Here is an 18,842-nt window from a genome sequence, read left to right as displayed (position 1 = left end):
GAGACCGACGATACCATTTTAGATGGAGCTCTGGTACTGCCGGACCCGGGCGCTCCCCTGTCCATGGGAGGCCTGCTTTTACAATATTATTAACATGTAAATGCAATGATCTCATAGGTTTCATGCAATCCGAACAGCCCACCAGATGGATAAAAATGGTTTAGGCCTTCATGTCAAAGCCAAGGTGCTTGGCGACGGTAAAGATATCTTTGTCGCCACGGCCACACATGTTCATCACCAGCAGGTGATCTTTGGGCAGCGTCGGCGCGATCTTCATCACATGGGCCAGCGCGTGGGATGGTTCCAGCGCAGGAATAATTCCTTCAAGCGCGCAAGACAGCTGGAACGCCTCAAGTGCCTCAACATCCGTGATCGACACGTATTGCGCACGGCCGATTTCATGTAGCCAAGCGTGCTCGGGCCCGATCCCGGGGTAATCAAGACCTGCCGAGATGCTAAACCCTTCGAGGATTTGACCATCATCATCTTGCAACAAGTAGGTGCGGTTGCCATGCAGCACGCCAGGGCGGCCACCAGTCAGCGACGCGCAATGTTCCATCTTGGCATTCACGCCTTTACCGCCAGCTTCGACGCCGATGATATTGACCTCTTTGTCATCGAGGAACGGAAAGAACAGCCCCATCGCATTAGAGCCACCACCAATCGCGGCGATCAACGTATCAGGCAAACGGCCTTCGGTGGCTTGCATTTGCTCTTTGGTTTCCTTGCCGATGATTGCTTGGAAATCACGCACCATCGCGGGGTAAGGATGTGGGCCGGCCACAGTGCCGATGCAATAAAACGTGTCGCGTACGTTGGTCACCCAGTCGCGCAACGCATCATTCATCGCATCCTTCAGCGTGCCACGACCCGAGATCACAGGGACCACTTCGGCCCCCAAAAGACGCATACGGAACACATTGGGCGCTTGGCGTTCAACGTCATGCGCGCCCATGTAAACTACGCATTTGAGACCAAATTTCGCACAAACAGTCGCCGTCGCAACGCCGTGCTGGCCTGCGCCAGTTTCGGCAATAATCCGGGTTTTACCCATGCGGCGCGCCAGAATAATCTGGCCGAGCACGTTATTGATCTTATGTGCGCCTGTGTGGTTTAGCTCATCGCGTTTGAGATAAATCTTAGCGCCACCCAGATGTTCGGACAGCCGTTCGGCGTGGTACAGCGGGCTTGGGCGGCCAACGTAGTTGGTCCACAAATCGTTCATCTCTGCCCAGAAACTATCATCAGTCTTGGCAAACTCATACTGCTCCTCAAGTTCGAGGATCAGCGGCATCAGGGTTTCCGAAACAAAACGGCCCCCAAAATCACCAAAACGTCCCTTTTCGTCGGGACCGGTCATGAAGCTGTTGAATAGATCGTTGGACATGTCACATCTCTTTTTATCGCGCCTGTCAGGACTAGCGCGATTGTTCAAAAGGGTAAAGCAGGCAAGCAGACTATTGGGTAAGATTAGGCGCCGCGGGCCGCGTCGCAAAACGCTTTCATCAGGGCTGCATCTTTGACGCCCGGCGCAGTTTCCACACCCGACGCCACATCAACTTGCAGTGTGCCGGTGTTTGCAATCGCTTGCGCCACATTTTCAGGCTTCAGGCCGCCTGCAAGCATCCACGGCTTGGTCCAGTATTTGCGCCCAGACAGCAAAGTCCAGTCAAAGCTGATACCATTCCCACCCGGCAGCACCGCATCTTTGGGCGGCTTTGCATCCAGCATCAATTGATCCGCAACGACGCTATAGCGATCAATTGCATCAAGATCGTCAGGCCCTGAAACACCCAGCACTTTGATCACAGGCAGACCGTATCGCGCGCGGATTTCGGCAACACGTTCAGGGGTCTCTGATCCGTGCAACTGCAACATATCCAGTGGCACCTTTTCCGTCAGATCATCCAGCAGCGCATCATCTGCATTCACGACAAGCCCAACCTTGGCCACGCCAAGCGGCACATCAATGGCAAGATCACGTGCTTGGTCAAAGCTAACGTAGCGCGGGGATTTGGGATAAAAGTTAAACCCGATATAGGTCGCACCCGCGTCGGTCGCGGCCACGATATCAGCTGCGGTCCGCAGACCGCAGATCTTAATCCGAATATCAGCAGTCATCAGCCCGCGTTTTCCAAAAGTGCCAGCACGTCATCGCTGTCTTTTGCGCCGACGGCCTCACCACGCAGTTTTTGCACTTCGCGGCGCAAGGCATCAAGTTCACGGCTTTTTGCGCGTGAATCGGAACGTACGCGATGCTCGCGCACCCATTCCCACAAGAAACCGATCAGCAACCCCACACCAACGCCAATGAAGATGACGATAAATAGGGGTAGCTGTATGTCAGGCGATAGGCCCAGCATATCAGCAAGCGCCTGTGGCATGGCCCGCACCGTCACCGCGTCCCGGTTGGCGAGCCCGATGATAATCAAGCACAGCCCGGCAATGGCCCAAAAGGCATAACGAATGGTTTTCATGGCATCCTCTTAGTTGCCGTTCAAACGATCCCGCAAAAGCTTGCCGGTCTTGAAGAACGGAACATGTTTCTCTTCAACTTCGACCGCTTCACCCGTGCGCGGGTTGCGGCCAATACGCTGGTCCCGTTTTTTCACCGAAAACGCGCCAAAGCCACGCAATTCGACACGGTCGCCCCGCGACATAGCGTCTGTGATCTCTTCAAAGATCGTATTCACAATTCTCTCAACGTCACGTTGATAAAGATGCGGGTTCTCATCAGCAATTTTTTGAATCAATTCAGAACGGATCATAACGTAGCCTCCCAAAATACACATATCACATCGTCGAGGTTTATCCCCGCTTTTCAAATGACTATAGGCAGTTTCCTGCGCTCAGGAAATAGCGAGTACAGGGTGAAATTGCGCAAAATGTAGGAAGAAATCAGAAAAATCGCCTTGAAATCCATCTACACCCCGGCCTTCGGGTCACGGCACGATTTTCGGCACCACAGACAAATTGAACGATTCGCGCATAGGCCGCGCGCGAATCGTCATTGACCATTTGGTCAATTTTTATAGAGGGTTACATGATACCGCGCAAAGTTAACGCGCGCACGCGCAGTTTTTTCCAGAGCCAGAAGCTACCAATATCTAGTCGAGGTAGGCGTCACCGCGCTGCCCGGCCCGTTCCTCATGAATAGGAAGCGTGCGCCCATAGAGCTGTTTTGTCCGCTCAACACTGCCCACCATTCCCGGTTCTTCAACGTAAGAAAAGATCGCGACATAGCGCGGGCGCTTACCCTCAAGCGGTGCGACACGGTGGAGAGAGTACCGACCGCGAAACAGCTGCAAATCGCCCGGCTCAAGGTTAAGCACATGTATCTTGTCTGACGTACCATCCAAGACGCGTTTCACCTCCGGGAAATTTTCATCGTTTTCGCGAATTTTCGGGGCGTATTCAAATGCGCCGCCAGCATTCGCATTTTGAATTGCGAGTGTCACTGTGAAATTGTTGGTATCAAAGTGCCACGGAAATCCGTTTCCTTCCGACGCCATGTTCACAATCACATCCGCGAGCGGGTCAGCGTAGCGATAAAACTTCTCTTCCTGCAAGCAGTCCTGAATGAACTGATCGAAACCTTCGAAATCATGCACCCGGCGCAACGGACCATCTTTGGCAAAGTTATCCGCCGCAATGAAAGCGTTCGAGCGATCATAAAACTGACGCCGCGGATCATCGTTAGGCAGGCTGGGGTCATCTTGGCTAAAGTAGACGTTGGTTTTGCTGAATGAGCTATGCCCCCGATCGGCAACGCCGTCTGCCTCCTCGGTAAGCGCGGCAACACCCGCAGGCGTCAAGAACCCTTTCAAAACGGCGCACCCGTCTTTTTCTAAATCTGCCCAAACGCGAGCCAAGACTGCGTCGCGTTCTGGACCACAAGTATGGATGGGGTAATCGGCGAGATTGATCAGGTCAGTGTCAGAAATTTGCATTTAGTCCTCCTTGTTTGGCAGGATTAAAAAACCGCAAATGCGACAAGTCTTATTCATTTGCGACATCAGCCCGACGAAAACCAGCCTTTCGCTTCGTCGATGCGACACCAAATTTTAGGGTATGTATATAGCTGATTTAACACAGTTTCATGCGTGAAAATTCACACGAACTGTTCACGGATCAGCCGTTCCTCAAGCCCATGTCCCGGGTCAAATAAAATCCGGTGTTTGATCGTCGGCTCTGACCGAATTTCAACGCTCGACACATCGCGCACAGATTCCCCATCGGCATCGGCCATAACAGGACGTTTGGCCGGGTCGATCACATCGAACCGCACAACCGCCCGCTTAGGTAGCAACGCGCCGCGCCAGCGCCGCGGCCGGAACGCCGACATCGCGGTCAACGCCAATACATCAGACCCAATCGGCAAGATCGGCCCATGCGCGGAATAGTTATAGGCGGTCGACCCGGCGGGTGTCGCCAATAGCGCGCCATCGCACACCAGTTCAGGCAACCGCAGTTTGCCATCAACGGTAATCCGCAGCTTCGCGGCTTGCGGCCCCGCGCGCAGCAGGCTGACCTCGTTGATCGCCAGAGCCTCGTGCATTTGACCATCGACAGTTAGCGCAGTCATCGCCAATGGGTTGATCACCTCTTCCACGGCCGCATCCAGCCGTTCAACCAGATCATCCCCGCCATACTCATTCATCAAGAACCCAACGGTACCGCGATTCATCCCGTAGACGGGCACGTTTAGGCCTTGTGTGCTATGCAAGGTCTGCAACATAAAACCATCACCGCCAAGAGCGACGATAATCTCTGCCTGTTCAGGCACCACATTCCCATGCAGCGCCGTCAATTCGCGCAATGCAATTTGCGCAGTCGGTACAGGGCTGGCGACAAAGGCGATTTTAGGCTGCGTCATTAGCGAATTATTCCTCTTATTCGACCTAGTAGTGAGCGGATCACCAGTGAAACGCAAGACGCCGATAAGAAACCTACATGACGCGCTCATAAAGATCATGGTCGTTTTGATGCTTTAGAACGCGGCAATCCTACGGTATGAGGTGCCATCACTTTGCAATTGGCCCCTGAGACAAGGAAAACACCCATGACCGCAGATGTCCGCGACGCCGGCTTTTTCACCGAAACACTTGATACCCGCGACCCTGAAATTCACGCTGCAATCACAGGCGAGCTTGGTCGCCAGCGCAAAGAGATCGAATTGATCGCGTCTGAAAACATTGTATCGGCCGCTGTCATGGAAGCCCAAGGCAGCGTGATGACAAACAAATACGCCGAAGGGTATCCGGGGCGCCGTTACTATGGTGGGTGCGAATACGTCGATGTTGCCGAAAACATCGCCATCGACCGCGCCAAACAGTTGTTTGGCTGTGAATATGTGAACGTGCAGCCGAACTCTGGATCACAAGCGAACCAAGGTGTCTATAACGCACTGATCAAGCCGGGCGACACCATTCTTGGCATGTCTTTGGACGCAGGCGGTCACCTGACCCACGGTGCGAAACCAAACCAATCCGGCAAAATCTACAACGCAATCCAATACGGTGTGCGTCGCCAGGACAGCCTGCTCGATTATGATGAGGTCCAAACCCTCGCGACCGAGCACCAGCCAAAGATGATCATCGCGGGCGGTTCTGCCATTCCACGCATCATTGATTTCGCAAAAATGCGCGAAATCGCGGATTCTGTTGGCGCGATATTGATGGTCGATATGGCGCACTTTGCTGGGCTTGTCGCTGCCGGCATCTACCCATCGCCCTTCCCGCACGCACATGTTGCCACCACGACCACCCATAAAACCCTGCGCGGTCCACGCGGCGGTATGATCTGCGCCAACGATGCGGATATCGCGAAAAAAGTGAACTCTGCCATTTTCCCCGGCATCCAAGGTGGCCCGCTGATGCATGTCATCGCTGGTAAAGCCGTGGCATTCGGTGAAGCCCTGCGCCCCGAGTTCAAATCCTACCAAGAGCAAGTTGTCAAAAACGCCCAAGCCTTGGCGGATCAGCTGATGAAAGGCGGGCTGGACATTGTATCAGGCGGCACCGACAGCCACCTGATGCTGGTCGATCTGCGTCCCAAAGGGGTTAAGGGCAATGCGACCGAAAACTCATTGGGCCGCGCCCACATCACCTGCAACAAAAACGGCATCCCGTTTGACCCTGAAAAACCAACGGTCACATCCGGTATCCGTCTGGGCTCCCCCGCAGGCACAACACGCGGGTTCGGCGAAGCCGAGTTCCGCCAGATCGCCGATTGGATCGTCGAAGTCACCGACGGTCTTGCCGCCAACGGTGAAGAGGGCAACGGCGACGTCGAAGCCAAAGTCCGCGCCGAAGTCGAAGCGCTCTGCGACAAGTTCCCGATGTATCCGAATTTGTGAAAACATTTAGATAGGCTTTGGCCAAATTAACGAAGGCGGGCTTCGGTCCGCCTTCGTCTATCCAAACAACCAATTAATTCGAAGATTAAATACAGCTTTCCATTGTGGAATTGCATGATGTCATTTTTGATCGTTATCACTTTTCGAATAATCCACGCCTTTTTCTACGAAACCCAAGATTAAGTCTTTGCCAAATATTACAATAAAAATTGCTGACAAGCCAAGAATAGCTGTCAGTTCCCACTTTGAACTCGACATTACCCACAGGACCAAAAAGATACTAAACGCCCCCCATTTTCCGGGTAAGCCTTTTCGTAACGCATCAAGCATTTCTTGTTTATTCACTTTGCCCTACCGCACTGAAAAGTTGTTCGAAATCGCATCCGTACATTTAGAGTATCCTTGTTCGGTGAGGCATATTATCGAAAGTTCCGTTCCAAATATTCACTGTTTCTCACTCCGATCTATACAGAAGTTGAAACCAAAGTCGAAGCGCTCTACAACAAGCTTCCAATGTATCCGAACCTGTAAGAAAATTCAGGTGGGCTTCAGCCCCCCTGATCCCGGGCCGATCCCGAACTTATTGAATGTCTCCTCCGAGCCCAAATTGGCACATGCCGCACGTTCAGCAAATCTCCACTATTGTAGGCACCATTTACCGCCCCCCTGTTGTGCTCAAAAGGAAATTCAGCAATGCTTGATGCGTTAACGTTCAAGGCGGAAATTCTTGAGCCGGTACTTACTGAGTTTAGGGAACAACCCCACTCGCTCCACAAAGGGTTTTGCGCCATTTGGTCATTGGATTCCTACGCGTCACACTGCGCATTCCAATGTCACGATGTGCAAAAACTCAGTAGTTCCCAACGTGGCAAAATCGAAGAGAAGTTCAAGGATCGGCTGCAGGAATCCCACCATGATGATGCATGGAAATTCCGCCTTATCCGACAGGCATCCAATGCAACCAAGCATGCATTGAGAAAGAATACTGACGAAGATGTTCCGGACTCCAAAGGCGTCGCTTCAGAACATGTAGAGGGTATCTCTTGGTATTTTTCCGGGGCATCCCACTGGGGAAATCAAGTTGTAATTGATGTTTCATGGAACTTTGACGAAGAAAGCAGTTCTTGGTTTGATGGAAAGGGTCAAGAAGTGAAGTCTGGTCCAACTTTTAACTGGGTTCCCCTCCTCGACATAATCGATCCATGCACAGAGCATATCGAGCGTGGGCTGGGATCTGAGACGGTTGGTCGGGAAGGTTAGCAGCGGCAACATTGGTAGCTGAAGCCCGCTGCCATTGGGTGGATGGTCCATTTGGGCCGTAGGCGGACCTAGCAAACCTAAGCACAAATGCACGCTTTGTCCGCTTAGTGGACGGGTAAACTCTCATAACAAACTGCACATTTTCTGCATTTTCATTGCCGTTACGCCTGCTACAAAAACCCCATGACCCAAACCCATCTCACTGAACGCCGTCTGGGCGATGCTATGCGCCGCCGTCTTCCCGCTGGGGTGGCGGAATTTGTTATGTTTGTTCTCAAACAAGCATGGGCCTGTTTGTTTGGCGCGTGCCTTTTGGCGGCGATCATCGGGACGAGGATTATCTGGCAGGATCACTGGCCCCTCGCCCGCTATGACGCGCTGTTCTTAATCGCACTTGGCCTGCAAGTCTTATTCTTACGCTTTAAGCTAGAGACATGGGCAGAGGCGCGCGTAATCCTTTTGTTCCACATCACAGGCACCGCGATGGAGTGGTTCAAGGTCAGTGCAGGGTCTTGGGGCTACCCGGAAATTGCGCTGTTCAAAATCTACGGTGTGCCGCTGTTTTCGGGCTTCATGTATGCCGCCGTCGGCAGCTACATGGCGCGGGTCATTCGGTTGTTTGACATGCAATTCGCGCCGTTCCCGCCGATGGTCCTGCACTTTGGGTTGGCAATTGCTGTCTACATCAACTTTTTCAGCCATCACTATATCTGGGATTTACGGGTGATCCTATTCGCGGCCACGGTGGTGTTCTACATCCGCACCCGCATTTGGTTCCGCATTGGGGCTAACTGGTACTGGATGCCACTGCCCGTCGCCGCGTTTCTAAGCAGCCTGTTTTTATGGATCGCCGAAAACATCGGCACGCTTACAGGCACATGGATCTACTCTGGGCAAAACCCGCTGGAACTGGTCAGCTTTGCGAAAATCGGATCGTGGTACCTACTGCTTTATGTGGCCTTCGCCACAGTCACGTTGGTGGTCAAAGACCCGGTCCAACGTAACCCCGTTGCACCAGCACGTAAATCACCAGTGCCACCGTCACCAGAATAGCCAGCGCAATCGCCGCAATCACATTGATCAACCCGGTTATGCGCTGTTCGCGTAGATCAACGCCGTCAAGGAACGCAACCGCATTGCGATGCGCACGCGCGACACGGGCCGTATCAACCATGCGTACCAGCTTGGGGTTTCGGCTCAGCTCTGCGGTCTCAACAAGATAGTTCAGGTCACGGCGCACAGCGCGCGGTAATAGCCGCCGGGCCTTGCGTATCTGCACGGCCAAGGACCCACCGCGCACGCGCAGCTTGGATTCAAGCAGCGCGCGGATGTCAGCAATATTTTGTTCAATCATTTGGCCCATAAACCACCCGGTAATCGCAAACCAATCATCGCTCAATCCCTCTGGCGCTTTGGCGCGACAAAGGGTTAAAACAGATGCATGTTGAACACGGTACACTACGACGGGCCTGCAGGCACACCCCTTTTAATCGCACATGGTCTGTACGGATCCGCACGGAACTGGGGGGTCATCGCCAAACGGCTATCGGCTGAACGCCCGGTGATTGCCGTCGATATGCGCAACCACGGCAGCAGCCCGTGGTTTGATAGCCAATCATACGCGGATATGGCGGATGATTTGGCCGAGGTGATCGACCAGCCTATGGACGTGCTTGGGCATTCCATGGGCGGTAAGGCCGCGATGGTGCTAGCCCTGACCCACCCTGCCAAACTGCGACGGTTGATCGTGGCCGACATCGCCCCAGTCGCCTATCAGCACACGCAGATGGGGCCGCTCAACGCGATGCGCCATGTGGATCCTGCCACCGTTGGATCGCGCAGCGAGGCCAAAGAATTACTTGGCGAATTAGAGCCCGGCGTTGCGGATTTTCTACTGCAAAGCCTTGATCTGAAAGAAAAGCGCTGGCGGCTGAACCTTGACGTGCTCGAAGCCGACATGGCGCAGATCGTTGGTTTTCCGAAGCTCAGGGGGGCTTTCGCAGGCCCGTCATTGTTTTTAACAGGCGCTGAATCAGACTATGTGTTGCCCGAGCACCGCCCCGCGATCAAATCCCTGTTCCCGCAGGCCAAATTTGCAAAAATTCCGGAGGCGGGGCATTGGCTCCACGCGCAAAAGCCGCGAGAATTCGCCGCCGCAGTCACCGCATTCCTGAACATGCCAGACCCATCTTGATAACGCCCTGCCCAGCGGCTAGGGTTTTCGCGAAACCAAAATACTGAGGTCCACCATGATCATCCGCGCATTCCTTGTCCTGTCCGTTCTGGGCCTATCAGCCTGCGAAACCGTCAAAGGCGTTGGCCGTGACATCACCAGCGCGGGCCAAGCCGTCGATAACGCGCTTTAAACAACGCCAGACGTCAAAAACGTCGCGACGCTCAGCCCGCCCATCACGGCGATAAAAACATGTGGTAGATAATACATCGCGCAGCTCCATCGGTTGATGGGTCTGATACGCGCGGGCGTGGCGTTTCCGTCGCTATTTCTTTTTCACAAATTCCGTCAGGATCACAATGCGTTGGCCTTCAACGCGGCCTTCGATGTGCGCCGGATTTTCGGCAACCAATGAAATCCCGCGCACAGCCGTGCCGCGTTTGGCGGTGAACCCAGCGCCTTTCACAGGCAGGTCTTTGATCAAAACAACCGTATCGCCCGCGTTCAAGGTCGCACCATGCGCGTCCTTATGGGCGCTGACAGCAGCGACATTATCGGCCCACGCCCGCGTTTCATCGTCCAAATATTGTTGATCCGCCAGATCAAGCGCCCATGGCGTCCCGATCTTTACCAGCGTGCGCGCGGCAAGCACGGCAATCGCGGGGTCTTCGGACCACATGCTGCTAGCCAGCCCGCGAAAATGGGCTTCCTCGGGCGCGTCCAACTGCGCGATGCAGGCGTCGCAAATATCAACGGTCACGCCGTCGTCAGGGCCGCCGGTGACGGGGAAAGACTGCAAGGTAACACCTTGGGTTTGGCAAAGGGGGCATATCATACCCAACCTCTTACGCCCCCGATTTCACCCTGTGAAGCGGAAATGTCAAAATCACGGGAACCAATTGCGGTGCGACACGTTCATTCACCAGACACAGATAAAACCGCAAAGGACATTCACATGCATAAGATTCTTATTCCTCTCGCCATCGCGGTGTTCACATTGTCAGCTTGTGAAACCGTACAGGGCGCAGGCCAAGACATTTCCAATGCGGGCGACGCGCTGACGGAAGAAAGCCAAGACGTGCAAAACGATATGTAAACACCGCCACGCATGGCACAAAGGGGCTCCACTTATGTGGGGCCTTTTTATTTGATATTTTGGGTAATCGCACGGGCGACGAAATAGCTGACAGGCAGGCCAAGCACCGCCCCCACAACCGCCGCAACAATAATCGGCATCGCCGTATCATAGCCCAAGACCAGCGCCGCAATAATCAAACTACCCGCAAGGCTGGTGCCGATGATGGAATAAAGCGTGGACGCAAGACGCAGCATAATGATCTCCGAAAGGGTTGTTTCTGGGTGGAGACTAGCAGCGACAGGGTGCAGGGGCTTTGATTTGGGTCAAGAGGTCAATCCAGAACTCCGCGCCCGCCCCGTGGGGCAGGAAGCGAAGCGCCCGCCCCGTGGGGGCGGTTCGGGCGCTGCCAAATCAGAGATTTGGCATGACGGTCTTCCTAACTGATGAAGGAACAGTCCGAGACTCATTTAAGCTTTTCTAGCAAACACCCGTGAAACTCTCGATTTTCAGACATAACCTTCGCAAACTGAGCCTCCCATTCTTCTATAGGCCACCGAGCCTTCTCAAATGTAGCGACGGTCATAAATAGCAAACGCGCAGACTTTTCACAGTAGTCTAAAATTTGACCATTTTTGGCATTAAAACTTCGCTCGCCTTGGGTGCCTAAGTCGCGCAATTTTTCGGACTTACGGCGCTTGCCTGAATCTATTAGATTGTGTCCAAGTTCTTCATCTCGGTAGACAAGTAAGCTGTTTTTAATATCAGATAAAAAAAGATCATCATAATTTTTATACCATCTCTCAACGAAAGAACTCGTCAGCTTTGACTGTTCGCCCAGTATTGAGGCATGCTCTCTCTTTACCTTGCAAAGTGACATTTCGTCGCCACGTTCATCCCAGAGCCGCGCGGTGGTTATAACCGCGCACTCTTCACAAGAATGATAAATTTGGTTCGCTGATACGATAGCTTTGTCATATTCATTCGCTTTAGGAAGACGTAGATAATCCCGTGACAAAAATTCCCCACAGAACGCTAAATCACTGATAAGACGGTCAAACTCTCGCTCTAACCTTTGCTGAATATCAGCGATTGTTGGCTTTTCCTGTTTTCGTTTGCTGTTCACGATACGCTCCATCACAACCGAGTGCGGCCGCCATTGGCTACGCCAATCGCTTTCCCGCACGCGCGCCAAAATGGCCAGCTTTTAGCTGTCCATTTTAAGCGCGGAAATAAACGCCTCTTGCGGAATATCCACTTTCCCAAACTGCCGCATCTTTTTCTTACCCGCCTTCTGCTTATCCAGCAGTTTGCGTTTACGTGATGCGTCGCCGCCGTAGCATTTGGCGGTCACGTCTTTGCGCAGGGCAGATAGGGTTTCGCGGGCGATGACTTTGCCGCCGATGGCCGCTTGGATCGGGATTTTGAACATGTGGCGCGGGATCAGGTCTTTGAGCTTTTCAACCATCGCCCGGCCCCGCTGTTCCGCGCGGTCGCGGTGCACCATCATCGACAGCGCATCAACGGGTTCATCATTTACCAGCACGGACATTTTCACCAGATTATCCTGCTGATAGCCGGTCATTTGGTAATCGAACGACGCGTAGCCCTTGGTCACCGATTTCAGACGGTCGTAGAAATCAAACACGACCTCGTTCAGCGGCAGATCATAGACCACCATCGCGCGGGAGCCCGCATAGGTCAGGTCCAACTGCACGCCGCGGCGGTCTTGGCAGAGTTTCAGCACGTCACCCAGATAATCATCCGGCACAAGGATCGTCGCTTTGATCCGCGGTTCCTCAACATGGTCCACATGGGTCAGGTCGGGCATATCGGCGGGGTTGTGCAGGTCGATCATTTCGCCGTCGCGCATATAGACGTGATAGACAACCGACGGTGCAGTTGTGATCAGCTCAATATTATATTCGCGTTCAATCCGGTCGCGGATCACCTCAAGGTGCAACAGCCCCAAGAACCCGCACCGAAAGCCAAAGCCCAGCGCGGCCGATGTTTCCATCTCAAAACTAAACGACGCGTCATTCAGCGCCAGCTTTTCAATCGCATCGCGCAGGTCTTCGAATTCGGCGCTATCCACAGGGAACAGCCCGCAGAACACAACCGGTTGCGCGGGTTTAAAGCCTGGCAGCGCATCTTCGGTGCCCTTCTTTTCCGAGGTGATCGTGTCACCAACGCGGGTGTCGCGCACCTGCTTGATGGACGCGGTGATAAACCCGATCTCGCCCGGACCCAGATCAGCCACATCTTGCATTTGCGGGCGAAACACGCCGATTTTATCGATCCCATGCACGGTGCCGTTTGACAAAAATTTGACCCGGTCGCCTTTTTTCATGGTGCCATCGATGATCCGCACCAGCACGATCACGCCCAAATAACTGTCGTACCAACTGTCGACCAGCATCGCCTTGAGCGGGGCATCGCGGTCGCCTGTCGGCGCGGGCAGCTTGTGGACGATAGATTCAAGCGTCTCAACAATGCCCTCGCCGGTTTTGGCCGACACGCGGATCGCCTCGGACGCGTCGATCCCAATGACGTCTTCGATCTGCGCTGCAACCTGATCGCATTCTGATGCGGGCAGGTCGATCTTGTTCAGCACCGGCACGATTTCGTGGTCCGCATCAATCGCGTGATACACATTGGCCAGCGTCTGCGCCTCGACCCCTTGGGTACTGTCCACGACCAAAAGCGATCCTTCAACCGCGCGCATAGACCGCGATACCTCATAGGCGAAATCGACGTGGCCGGGGGTGTCGATCAGGTTCAGCACATAAGATTCACCGTTTTGCGCGGTGTAATCGATGCGCACCGTGTTGGCCTTAATGGTAATTCCACGCTCGCGCTCAATATCCATACTGTCGAGCATCTGCGCCTTCATATCGCGCTCAGCCACGGTATTTGTCTCTTGGATCAGCCGATCCGCAAGCGTGGATTTACCGTGGTCAATATGCGCAACGATTGAAAAGTTACGGATGTGATCGAGATCAGTCATGAAGGGAAAGCCCTGTGCAAAGTTTGAACCTGTCAATGGCCAAAGAACACGGGTTTTGCAAGGGGATTGCGGTGTAACGCCTGCCCTACCTATTTGCTATCCCCACATGAAGGTCCGCCATATCTGGCCGCATCGGTTCGAACAAGAGTTCCTCAATAGGCGCATTACGTTCGTGGTGGCACAGGCCCGTTGTACGTATATGTGTCATGACAGATTGATAGGAGGAGGCAACTACCTCCAATTCGGCGCACGCAAATTCAGCATCGGGTTCGGAAGTGCAGGCTGCCTGGAACAGGCGATCCAAACGTGCAGTCGGACATAATAACTCTGACACGACCTGTTCGTCTGTTAAAGATGGTTCCATGCCATGCGCTATTACAAGTTCGTGGAACGCATAGGCATCAGTCTTAAACCAGATCATACGGCCCAAATGATAGACACTATGGTCACCATAGACGATGGCGTTGACAAAATACGGGTCAGCGAGTCCAGGGTTTTCATACGCAAGCCCCTCATCCAGATGATCCGCGGCCGCAGCCCACGCACTGGCGTCATACAATGTCGCTGCGGCCCGACGCTTTGTCAAAAGCGCAAGCTGCGCATCTTCAAAGTAGACAGTATGCGAGATCGGCAGGCGGTAACTTCGCAACAAGACATCTATAAAATCAAGACTGTAGGGATCATGTGCAATGCCATCGAGCGCCTCAGCCTGCCATCGTGCGTCAAGCGCAAGCAACTGCTCTTGTACATGATCGCCGGGTTGTAATCGATAGGCCAGATGGGTCGCAAATTGACGATCGGTCAATGGCACCCATGCCAGATAAGACATGACCAGTTCTTCATCGTCGGATCGGCCCGTTCCTGCTGCACGATACAGCCGCGCGCGCAGCAGGTTGGGATGTTCACGATCACCCAAGGGGATTCTTTCGAAGCGCCGCTCAGCGAATGCGATCGCCTCATCCGATGGGCTATTCCCGTAAATCAAACTTACGATACAAATATCTGTTGTGTAACGATCTACATCCACTAGTTGTGCCGCATATTGTTCGCATAAGCTCTCAACACCACGCGGTCCAATCCCGCCCCATCGCCGTTCTGTGAGCCGAGAAACGCGGCTAAGAGATCCCCGGTTCGGGGTCACAGTCATGACATCGTCAACGATAATATTGAAAGCGTCCCAGTCGAGACGTTTGGTTGTCGTTTGATGGCTAAACACCGCGTCCGAGGCTGGCACATAATCAGGTGCGGTTGCGTAGGCTTCAAGCGCAAGGCTCATTCCGCGATATTGCAAATCACGAAACGCATTAAGGGCATCAGGGTGCGTACCTGACACGAAATTATGTCCTCGCACTCTCCACGCTGTATCTTGCATCTGAAAGACACGTAAAGTCTGTGCGTAAGGTGAATCCGGATATTTCACCAACCACGCTTCGACAAAATCGATCACGTCAGGGTGCGTCACAATGAGAGTTGTCACAAGCCGACGTAAGTCATCATATGAGATAGTCCCATCCAAGCTTTCGGCATGTGCCTGCGCAAGCGCGGCTTCGGCACCGTCGATATCACCAGCATACGCCATTTCGCGTAGGGCTTCAGGTGTGACAGCGCCCCAAGTGGACATGGGCTGGAACAGAAATAAACCCAATACGAAAAATAGACGCATCCTAGAATCCTATACAATTTCGGAAAATTGAACATGGGCACTCAACTCAAGCAAGATAAAGTTTCCACAAAAACGCCAAAAAGGAGCCGCACCTAGAGCGGAGCGAGTAATTTCACCTATTGCTACGTAGTTGTTTTCACAGTGAACGCTTGTTCCAAACAGAACCATCACGTTGAGTTGCCTTGATCGGACTAGGTTTCACGTGATCTCGGCTACCCGACTGTATGATCACACACGCGCACTGATTATCAGAATGTTCGATTGCAAGGTTTTACGCCGCGAGTTTAGATCGACAGCAAGCGCAGTGTTTGGTCTTTGTAATTTGTGACAACCAACCTGTCATCGCGTATATCCAACCCATGTGGCATGCTGAAACCCTCAATATGCCGCACAAGTGTCAACTCTGACTGCTCAGACAGCGAGAACACATCAATCCGGTTCAAGAATTGGTTCGCCGATAGCCATGGTCGCCATAGGCTTTGACCGCATCGATATTCCCCTTCCAGCGTGACAAGAAAACAGGAGCGTCGCTGTGCAAGTCTTCAGGGATTTGATAAACATATGCCGTGGCAAACATCTTCCATTTCTTGCTCAGGATATGTGCTTTGCTTTTGCCACCTTTGATGTGGTCATTACGGGCAAAAACAGCAGCCTTATCACCCAAGAACGCAACATCTTGGCATTGTTGATCCGTTTCAAAATGGCGCAAAACCGATCCTGTTGTCAGGTCAAACACCTGATGACAGCTGTTTTTATTGCCGCAATAGGTCAGCCAAACCAGATCATCTGCGCCCGGCACAAACCGTACGCCATGAAGTCCCTTATAGTCGTTGTGGTTGAACTCTTGTTCGAATCGAATTTTTTTCAACAAGTCGAAACAAACTAAATGAGCCTTGATAGAAGTTGCTCACACCAAATCGGTCGCCCAAAATATCCATCAAATCTGTTTGGACAGATGTCCCGTCAGAAATCTGTGTAGGATGTTGGTCTAAGATCACCATATCCTCGCCAGAAACATCGACCAAAAATACAGTTTTTTTCGTTGAAGTCCGCACATAATACAGTTTCATCATCAACGTAGCACACAGACGTTAGTCCGCTGTTGCGGGTTTTATTACGGACAGTCGCCCAATGCGGCGTTTCGGGGTGTGGGAATTGGAATAATTTCACAATGATAACCTGAATTAATAAACAAAACGTCTCTCAACACTGACAGTGTTGAACACAACTGAGTAATGACGCAATAATTTCTTTCCACATTCCCCAATTGCATCGCGCGCCTTCCCCCGCCATAATCCGCGCCAGGAGCAGTATCAGTCGGACCGTCTGCGCAGACAGCGGCCAGAGAGAGGCAATATGCGGTATATTTTGGTCATCGGCGCGTTGGTTGGCATGGCATCATGTGGCGGCGGCGGTCGTAGTAGTGGTGTGCCAAGTGCAACAGGTCAAATCTCAAATGCTTGTCAGGCGGCCAATCGTTCGGCGGCGTCTCCTGAGCTGTGTGGCTGCGTACAAAGCGTGGCCAACCAAACGTTGAGCGGGCGTGACCAGTCGCGTGCGGCTGAGTTCTTTTCCGAACCGCAATTGGCGCAAGACACCCGACAGTCTGACGACCCCAGTTCCGAAGCCTTCTGGCTGCGCTACAAAAGCTTTACAGAATTGGCTGGCCAGATTTGTGTGCCTGTCGCATAGCCCGTGCTGCACCTTCGACAATACCCGTGCCACACAGGTCAGGCACACGTCAACAACAAGACCCGGACGTTCATGCACAACGTAGCGAATGGCGGCAACGAGCCCAAAATGCCCGATGCTGCGCAGCGCATTAACGGCCACAAGTTGCGCAAATCTGCCGTCCGTCCGAAGCTGACGATAAAGGGTTGGCGTAATTCTGCGGTTGTGAACGTTTCCCCAAACCAGTCATTGGCCGTGTTGTTGTTCGAGCATACGGGTCGATCCAGCGTCCGACGACCGCATTAAGCGCTTTGTTCAATGGTGCCAGCTAAGAAGACATTGGTTTGATCAGAATTTAGCCACTATGAGTGGATAGTAAGAGTTCAAATATGCCAAGGAGAACTAATCATGAATTTTGTGCGCAGCATCGCCATGATGGCATTGCTCACCCCTTCTTTTGGAATTGCACAGAGCTACACTCATGCCATCGAAGCGTACGATGAAGGTGACTTTGTTGGCGCATTACCAGCGTTTCTAGCCCTAGCAGAGCAAGGCGATGCACTTGCACAAGTGCGTGTCGGTGAGATGTACGCGAACGGCCAAGGGGCAGAACGGGACTACGTCGAAGCGCGCAAATGGTTCTTGCTGGCTGCAGATCAAGGCGATCCAAATGCTCAGTTTAACCTTGGTGAGGTATACTCGAACGCCCAACGTGTACGGTTAGACTTTTCGGAAGCAGTCAGGTGGTATCGGCTGGCTGCAGAACAAGGGCACGCTGAAGCACAGTTACACCTCGGCATAATGTATGGGAGTGATGGTGTATGGAGCGGGAGCGATCCTGCTGAAGCGGTCAAATGGTACTTATTGGCTGCAGAACAAGGCTTGGCAACTGCTCAATCTTTACTCGGTTCGATGTATGCGAGAAACGAAGGCGTTGAACAAGACTTTGCTGAAGCGGTCAAATGGTATCGGTTGGCGGCTGAACAAGGCGATGATGGTGCGCAACTATCATTAGGTCTGATGTACCGGAATGGGCAAGGTGTTGAGCAAGACGACGCAAAGGCGGTCAGATGGTTCCGACTGGCTGCCGAGCAAGGTCATGGGCAAGCGCAAATCAGCCTCGGTATCATGTACGTAAATAGCCACGGTGTCGAGCGTGACTATGCCGAAGCGGTCAGATGGTTCCGATTGACTGCAGAACGAGACTATTTGATTGCTCAACACAATTTGGGTTTGATGTACGCGAATGGCTACGGTGTTGAGCGAAACTATGTCACTGCCTATATGTGGTTGAACATCGCGAGCTTACGCGGCAAGGAAAATGTTGCCGCGGATTTAGAAACTCTTGAAAATTTGATGTCTCCTGAAGACATCTCTCATGCAAAACGACGGGCCAGCATTTGTATTGAAGCAGATTATCGGGATTGCGGTTAGTGCCTGATATCGACGCTTATCAACCCGAAATTAATTGCAATGGAACATACTTCACGTGATCACCAAGGTAGGTCGCAGGGTGGCTAGTGCAGATGCAGCGAAGGGCGGCAAAGTCCGCTCAGTTGACCTTGGCAACTCGTATAACGAACGGACGCAATAAGGGTACATGTTTGACGCCTGAGTTCAGGCTTGCAGGATCGC

Annotated in this window: 23 protein-coding genes; 8 read left to right on the top strand and 15 right to left on the bottom strand. The window is 52.9% G+C overall.

Annotation, left to right across the window (positions count from 1 at the left end):
• Nucleotides 1-160 precede the first annotated feature (160 nt).
• The 6 genes from trpB to DS901_RS03390 all read right to left on the bottom strand — a co-directional run bounded on the left by trpB (nucleotide 161) and on the right by DS901_RS03390 (nucleotide 4,876).
• On the bottom strand, nucleotides 161-1,387 hold the full coding sequence (gene trpB / locus DS901_RS03415) for a tryptophan synthase subunit beta (RefSeq protein ID WP_113775525.1): 1,227 nt from the start codon (nucleotides 1,385-1,387) through the stop codon (nucleotides 161-163).
• A gap of 83 nt (nucleotides 1,388-1,470) precedes the next feature.
• Complete coding sequence (locus tag DS901_RS03410) at nucleotides 1,471-2,121, bottom strand: phosphoribosylanthranilate isomerase (protein WP_113775524.1); 651 nt, start codon at nucleotides 2,119-2,121, stop codon at nucleotides 1,471-1,473.
• Nucleotides 2,121-2,477 (bottom strand): LapA family protein, encoded by a 357-nt coding sequence (locus tag DS901_RS03405; RefSeq protein ID WP_113775523.1) that lies wholly within the window; start codon nucleotides 2,475-2,477, stop codon nucleotides 2,121-2,123. The genes DS901_RS03410 and DS901_RS03405 overlap by 1 nt, the downstream gene beginning before the upstream one ends.
• 9 nt (nucleotides 2,478-2,486) lie before the next feature.
• Nucleotides 2,487-2,768: an integration host factor subunit beta gene (gene ihfB, locus DS901_RS03400; protein ID WP_113775794.1), complete on the bottom strand. Its 282-nt coding sequence runs from the start codon at nucleotides 2,766-2,768 to the stop codon at nucleotides 2,487-2,489.
• 339 nt (nucleotides 2,769-3,107) lie between these two features.
• The gene (locus DS901_RS03395) at nucleotides 3,108-3,950 is read right to left on the bottom strand and encodes a HalD/BesD family halogenase (RefSeq protein WP_113775522.1); all 843 of its coding nucleotides are present in this window, start codon (nucleotides 3,948-3,950) and stop codon (nucleotides 3,108-3,110) included.
• A gap of 161 nt (nucleotides 3,951-4,111) precedes the next feature.
• Complete coding sequence (locus tag DS901_RS03390; RefSeq protein ID WP_113775521.1) at nucleotides 4,112-4,876, bottom strand: NAD kinase; 765 nt, start codon at nucleotides 4,874-4,876, stop codon at nucleotides 4,112-4,114.
• A gap of 186 nt (nucleotides 4,877-5,062) precedes the next feature.
• Here DS901_RS03390 and glyA point away from each other — a divergent pair, with 186 nt between their 5' ends.
• Nucleotides 5,063-6,358, top strand: a complete 1,296-nt coding sequence (gene glyA, locus DS901_RS03385; protein WP_113775520.1) for a serine hydroxymethyltransferase — start codon at nucleotides 5,063-5,065, stop codon at nucleotides 6,356-6,358.
• A gap of 120 nt (nucleotides 6,359-6,478) precedes the next feature.
• Here glyA and DS901_RS03380 read toward each other — a convergent pair whose 3' ends face one another.
• Nucleotides 6,479-6,703, bottom strand: a complete 225-nt coding sequence (locus tag DS901_RS03380) for a hypothetical protein (protein WP_147249841.1) — start codon at nucleotides 6,701-6,703, stop codon at nucleotides 6,479-6,481.
• Nucleotides 6,704-7,051: 348 nt separating this feature from the next.
• Between DS901_RS03380 and DS901_RS03375 the strand changes: the two genes are divergently transcribed.
• Both DS901_RS03375 and DS901_RS03370 read left to right on the top strand, forming a co-directional pair.
• Nucleotides 7,052-7,618, top strand: a complete 567-nt coding sequence (locus DS901_RS03375; protein WP_113775518.1) for a hypothetical protein — start codon at nucleotides 7,052-7,054, stop codon at nucleotides 7,616-7,618.
• Nucleotides 7,619-7,801: 183 nt separating this feature from the next.
• Nucleotides 7,802-8,671: a DUF817 domain-containing protein gene (locus DS901_RS03370; protein ID WP_258546641.1), complete on the top strand. Its 870-nt coding sequence runs from the start codon at nucleotides 7,802-7,804 to the stop codon at nucleotides 8,669-8,671.
• Here DS901_RS03370 and DS901_RS03365 read toward each other — a convergent pair.
• Nucleotides 8,601-9,017 carry a hypothetical protein gene (locus DS901_RS03365; protein ID WP_258546640.1) on the bottom strand — a complete coding sequence of 139 codons (417 nt, stop codon included), beginning with the start codon at nucleotides 9,015-9,017 and terminating at the stop codon, nucleotides 8,601-8,603. The two genes, DS901_RS03370 and DS901_RS03365, sit on opposite strands and share 71 nt — an antisense overlap.
• A 42-nt stretch (nucleotides 9,018-9,059) precedes the next feature.
• Between DS901_RS03365 and DS901_RS03360 the strand changes: the two genes are divergently transcribed.
• Nucleotides 9,060-9,812, top strand: a complete 753-nt coding sequence (locus tag DS901_RS03360) for an alpha/beta fold hydrolase (RefSeq protein WP_113775517.1) — start codon at nucleotides 9,060-9,062, stop codon at nucleotides 9,810-9,812.
• Nucleotides 9,813-9,867: 55 nt separating this feature from the next.
• Nucleotides 9,868-9,984 carry an entericidin A/B family lipoprotein gene (locus DS901_RS03355; protein WP_113775516.1) on the top strand — a complete coding sequence of 39 codons (117 nt, stop codon included), beginning with the start codon at nucleotides 9,868-9,870 and terminating at the stop codon, nucleotides 9,982-9,984.
• A gap of 132 nt (nucleotides 9,985-10,116) precedes the next feature.
• Here the strand turns inward: DS901_RS03355 and DS901_RS03350 are convergent, their stop codons facing one another.
• Nucleotides 10,117-10,626, bottom strand: a complete 510-nt coding sequence (locus DS901_RS03350) for an alkylphosphonate utilization protein (RefSeq protein ID WP_113775515.1) — start codon at nucleotides 10,624-10,626, stop codon at nucleotides 10,117-10,119.
• Nucleotides 10,627-10,746: 120 nt separating this feature from the next.
• Here DS901_RS03350 and DS901_RS03345 point away from each other — a divergent pair, with 120 nt between their 5' ends.
• Nucleotides 10,747-10,887 (top strand): entericidin A/B family lipoprotein, encoded by a 141-nt coding sequence (locus DS901_RS03345; protein WP_113775791.1) that lies wholly within the window; start codon nucleotides 10,747-10,749, stop codon nucleotides 10,885-10,887.
• Nucleotides 10,888-10,934: 47 nt separating this feature from the next.
• On the opposite strand, the gene DS901_RS03340 is transcribed toward DS901_RS03345, so the two are convergent.
• The 6 genes from DS901_RS03340 to DS901_RS03320 form a co-directional block, all read right to left on the bottom strand.
• Nucleotides 10,935-11,123 (bottom strand): CTP synthetase, encoded by a 189-nt coding sequence (locus DS901_RS03340; protein ID WP_113775514.1) that lies wholly within the window; start codon nucleotides 11,121-11,123, stop codon nucleotides 10,935-10,937.
• 209 nt (nucleotides 11,124-11,332) lie between these two features.
• Nucleotides 11,333-11,992 (bottom strand): hypothetical protein, encoded by a 660-nt coding sequence (locus DS901_RS03335; protein WP_147249840.1) that lies wholly within the window; start codon nucleotides 11,990-11,992, stop codon nucleotides 11,333-11,335.
• 81 nt (nucleotides 11,993-12,073) lie between these two features.
• Nucleotides 12,074-13,873 (bottom strand): translation elongation factor 4, encoded by a 1,800-nt coding sequence (gene lepA / locus DS901_RS03330; RefSeq protein WP_113775512.1) that lies wholly within the window; start codon nucleotides 13,871-13,873, stop codon nucleotides 12,074-12,076.
• Between the two features lie 85 nt (nucleotides 13,874-13,958).
• On the bottom strand, nucleotides 13,959-15,536 hold the full coding sequence (locus DS901_RS03325; protein WP_113775511.1) for a DUF4034 domain-containing protein: 1,578 nt from the start codon (nucleotides 15,534-15,536) through the stop codon (nucleotides 13,959-13,961).
• A 284-nt stretch (nucleotides 15,537-15,820) separates the two neighbouring features.
• Nucleotides 15,821-15,979, bottom strand: coding sequence for a hypothetical protein (locus tag DS901_RS18650; RefSeq protein ID WP_181820750.1), 159 nt, complete (start codon nucleotides 15,977-15,979; stop codon nucleotides 15,821-15,823).
• Nucleotides 15,976-16,404: a hypothetical protein gene (locus tag DS901_RS03320; RefSeq protein ID WP_147249839.1), complete on the bottom strand. Its 429-nt coding sequence runs from the start codon at nucleotides 16,402-16,404 to the stop codon at nucleotides 15,976-15,978. The genes DS901_RS18650 and DS901_RS03320 overlap by 4 nt, the downstream gene beginning before the upstream one ends.
• A gap of 488 nt (nucleotides 16,405-16,892) precedes the next feature.
• On the opposite strand from DS901_RS03320, the gene DS901_RS03315 reads away from it, so the two are divergent.
• A complete protein-coding gene (locus DS901_RS03315; RefSeq protein WP_113775509.1) occupies nucleotides 16,893-17,228 on the top strand; it encodes an arginine transporter in 336 nt (111 codons plus the stop codon).
• Between the two features lie 387 nt (nucleotides 17,229-17,615).
• Nucleotides 17,616-18,641: an SEL1-like repeat protein gene (locus DS901_RS03310; protein WP_113775508.1), complete on the top strand. Its 1,026-nt coding sequence runs from the start codon at nucleotides 17,616-17,618 to the stop codon at nucleotides 18,639-18,641.
• The last annotated feature ends 201 nt before the right edge of the window (nucleotides 18,642-18,842 follow it).

The organism is Loktanella sp. D2R18 (assembly GCF_003318235.1).
Taxonomy (GTDB): domain Bacteria; phylum Pseudomonadota; class Alphaproteobacteria; order Rhodobacterales; family Rhodobacteraceae; genus Yoonia.
This window is presented reverse-complemented; position numbering and strand designations above follow the sequence as displayed.

What these genes read in the sequence shown, in the direction of transcription:
- trpB (WP_113775525.1), bottom strand. Translation starts at nt 1,387, where the DNA reads ATGTCCAACGATCTATTCAACAGCTTCATGACCGGTCCCGACGAAAAG.
- DS901_RS03410 (WP_113775524.1), bottom strand. Translation starts at nt 2,121, where the DNA reads ATGACTGCTGATATTCGGATTAAGATCTGCGGTCTGCGGACCGCAGCT.
- DS901_RS03405 (WP_113775523.1), bottom strand. Translation starts at nt 2,477, where the DNA reads ATGAAAACCATTCGTTATGCCTTTTGGGCCATTGCCGGGCTGTGCTTG.
- ihfB (WP_113775794.1), bottom strand. Translation starts at nt 2,768, where the DNA reads ATGATCCGTTCTGAATTGATTCAAAAAATTGCTGATGAGAACCCGCAT.
- DS901_RS03395 (WP_113775522.1), bottom strand. Translation starts at nt 3,950, where the DNA reads ATGCAAATTTCTGACACTGACCTGATCAATCTCGCCGATTACCCCATC.
- DS901_RS03390 (WP_113775521.1), bottom strand. Translation starts at nt 4,876, where the DNA reads ATGACGCAGCCTAAAATCGCCTTTGTCGCCAGCCCTGTACCGACTGCG.
- glyA (WP_113775520.1), top strand. Translation starts at nt 5,063, where the DNA reads ATGACCGCAGATGTCCGCGACGCCGGCTTTTTCACCGAAACACTTGAT.
- DS901_RS03375 (WP_113775518.1), top strand. Translation starts at nt 7,052, where the DNA reads ATGCTTGATGCGTTAACGTTCAAGGCGGAAATTCTTGAGCCGGTACTT.
- DS901_RS03370 (WP_258546641.1), top strand. Translation starts at nt 7,802, where the DNA reads ATGACCCAAACCCATCTCACTGAACGCCGTCTGGGCGATGCTATGCGC.
- DS901_RS03360 (WP_113775517.1), top strand. Translation starts at nt 9,060, where the DNA reads ATGTTGAACACGGTACACTACGACGGGCCTGCAGGCACACCCCTTTTA.
- DS901_RS03355 (WP_113775516.1), top strand. Translation starts at nt 9,868, where the DNA reads ATGATCATCCGCGCATTCCTTGTCCTGTCCGTTCTGGGCCTATCAGCC.
- DS901_RS03350 (WP_113775515.1), bottom strand. Translation starts at nt 10,626, where the DNA reads ATGATATGCCCCCTTTGCCAAACCCAAGGTGTTACCTTGCAGTCTTTC.
- DS901_RS03345 (WP_113775791.1), top strand. Translation starts at nt 10,747, where the DNA reads ATGCATAAGATTCTTATTCCTCTCGCCATCGCGGTGTTCACATTGTCA.
- DS901_RS03340 (WP_113775514.1), bottom strand. Translation starts at nt 11,123, where the DNA reads ATGCTGCGTCTTGCGTCCACGCTTTATTCCATCATCGGCACCAGCCTT.
- lepA (WP_113775512.1), bottom strand. Translation starts at nt 13,873, where the DNA reads ATGACTGATCTCGATCACATCCGTAACTTTTCAATCGTTGCGCATATT.
- DS901_RS03325 (WP_113775511.1), bottom strand. Translation starts at nt 15,536, where the DNA reads ATGCGTCTATTTTTCGTATTGGGTTTATTTCTGTTCCAGCCCATGTCC.
- DS901_RS03315 (WP_113775509.1), top strand. Translation starts at nt 16,893, where the DNA reads ATGCGGTATATTTTGGTCATCGGCGCGTTGGTTGGCATGGCATCATGT.
- DS901_RS03310 (WP_113775508.1), top strand. Translation starts at nt 17,616, where the DNA reads ATGAATTTTGTGCGCAGCATCGCCATGATGGCATTGCTCACCCCTTCT.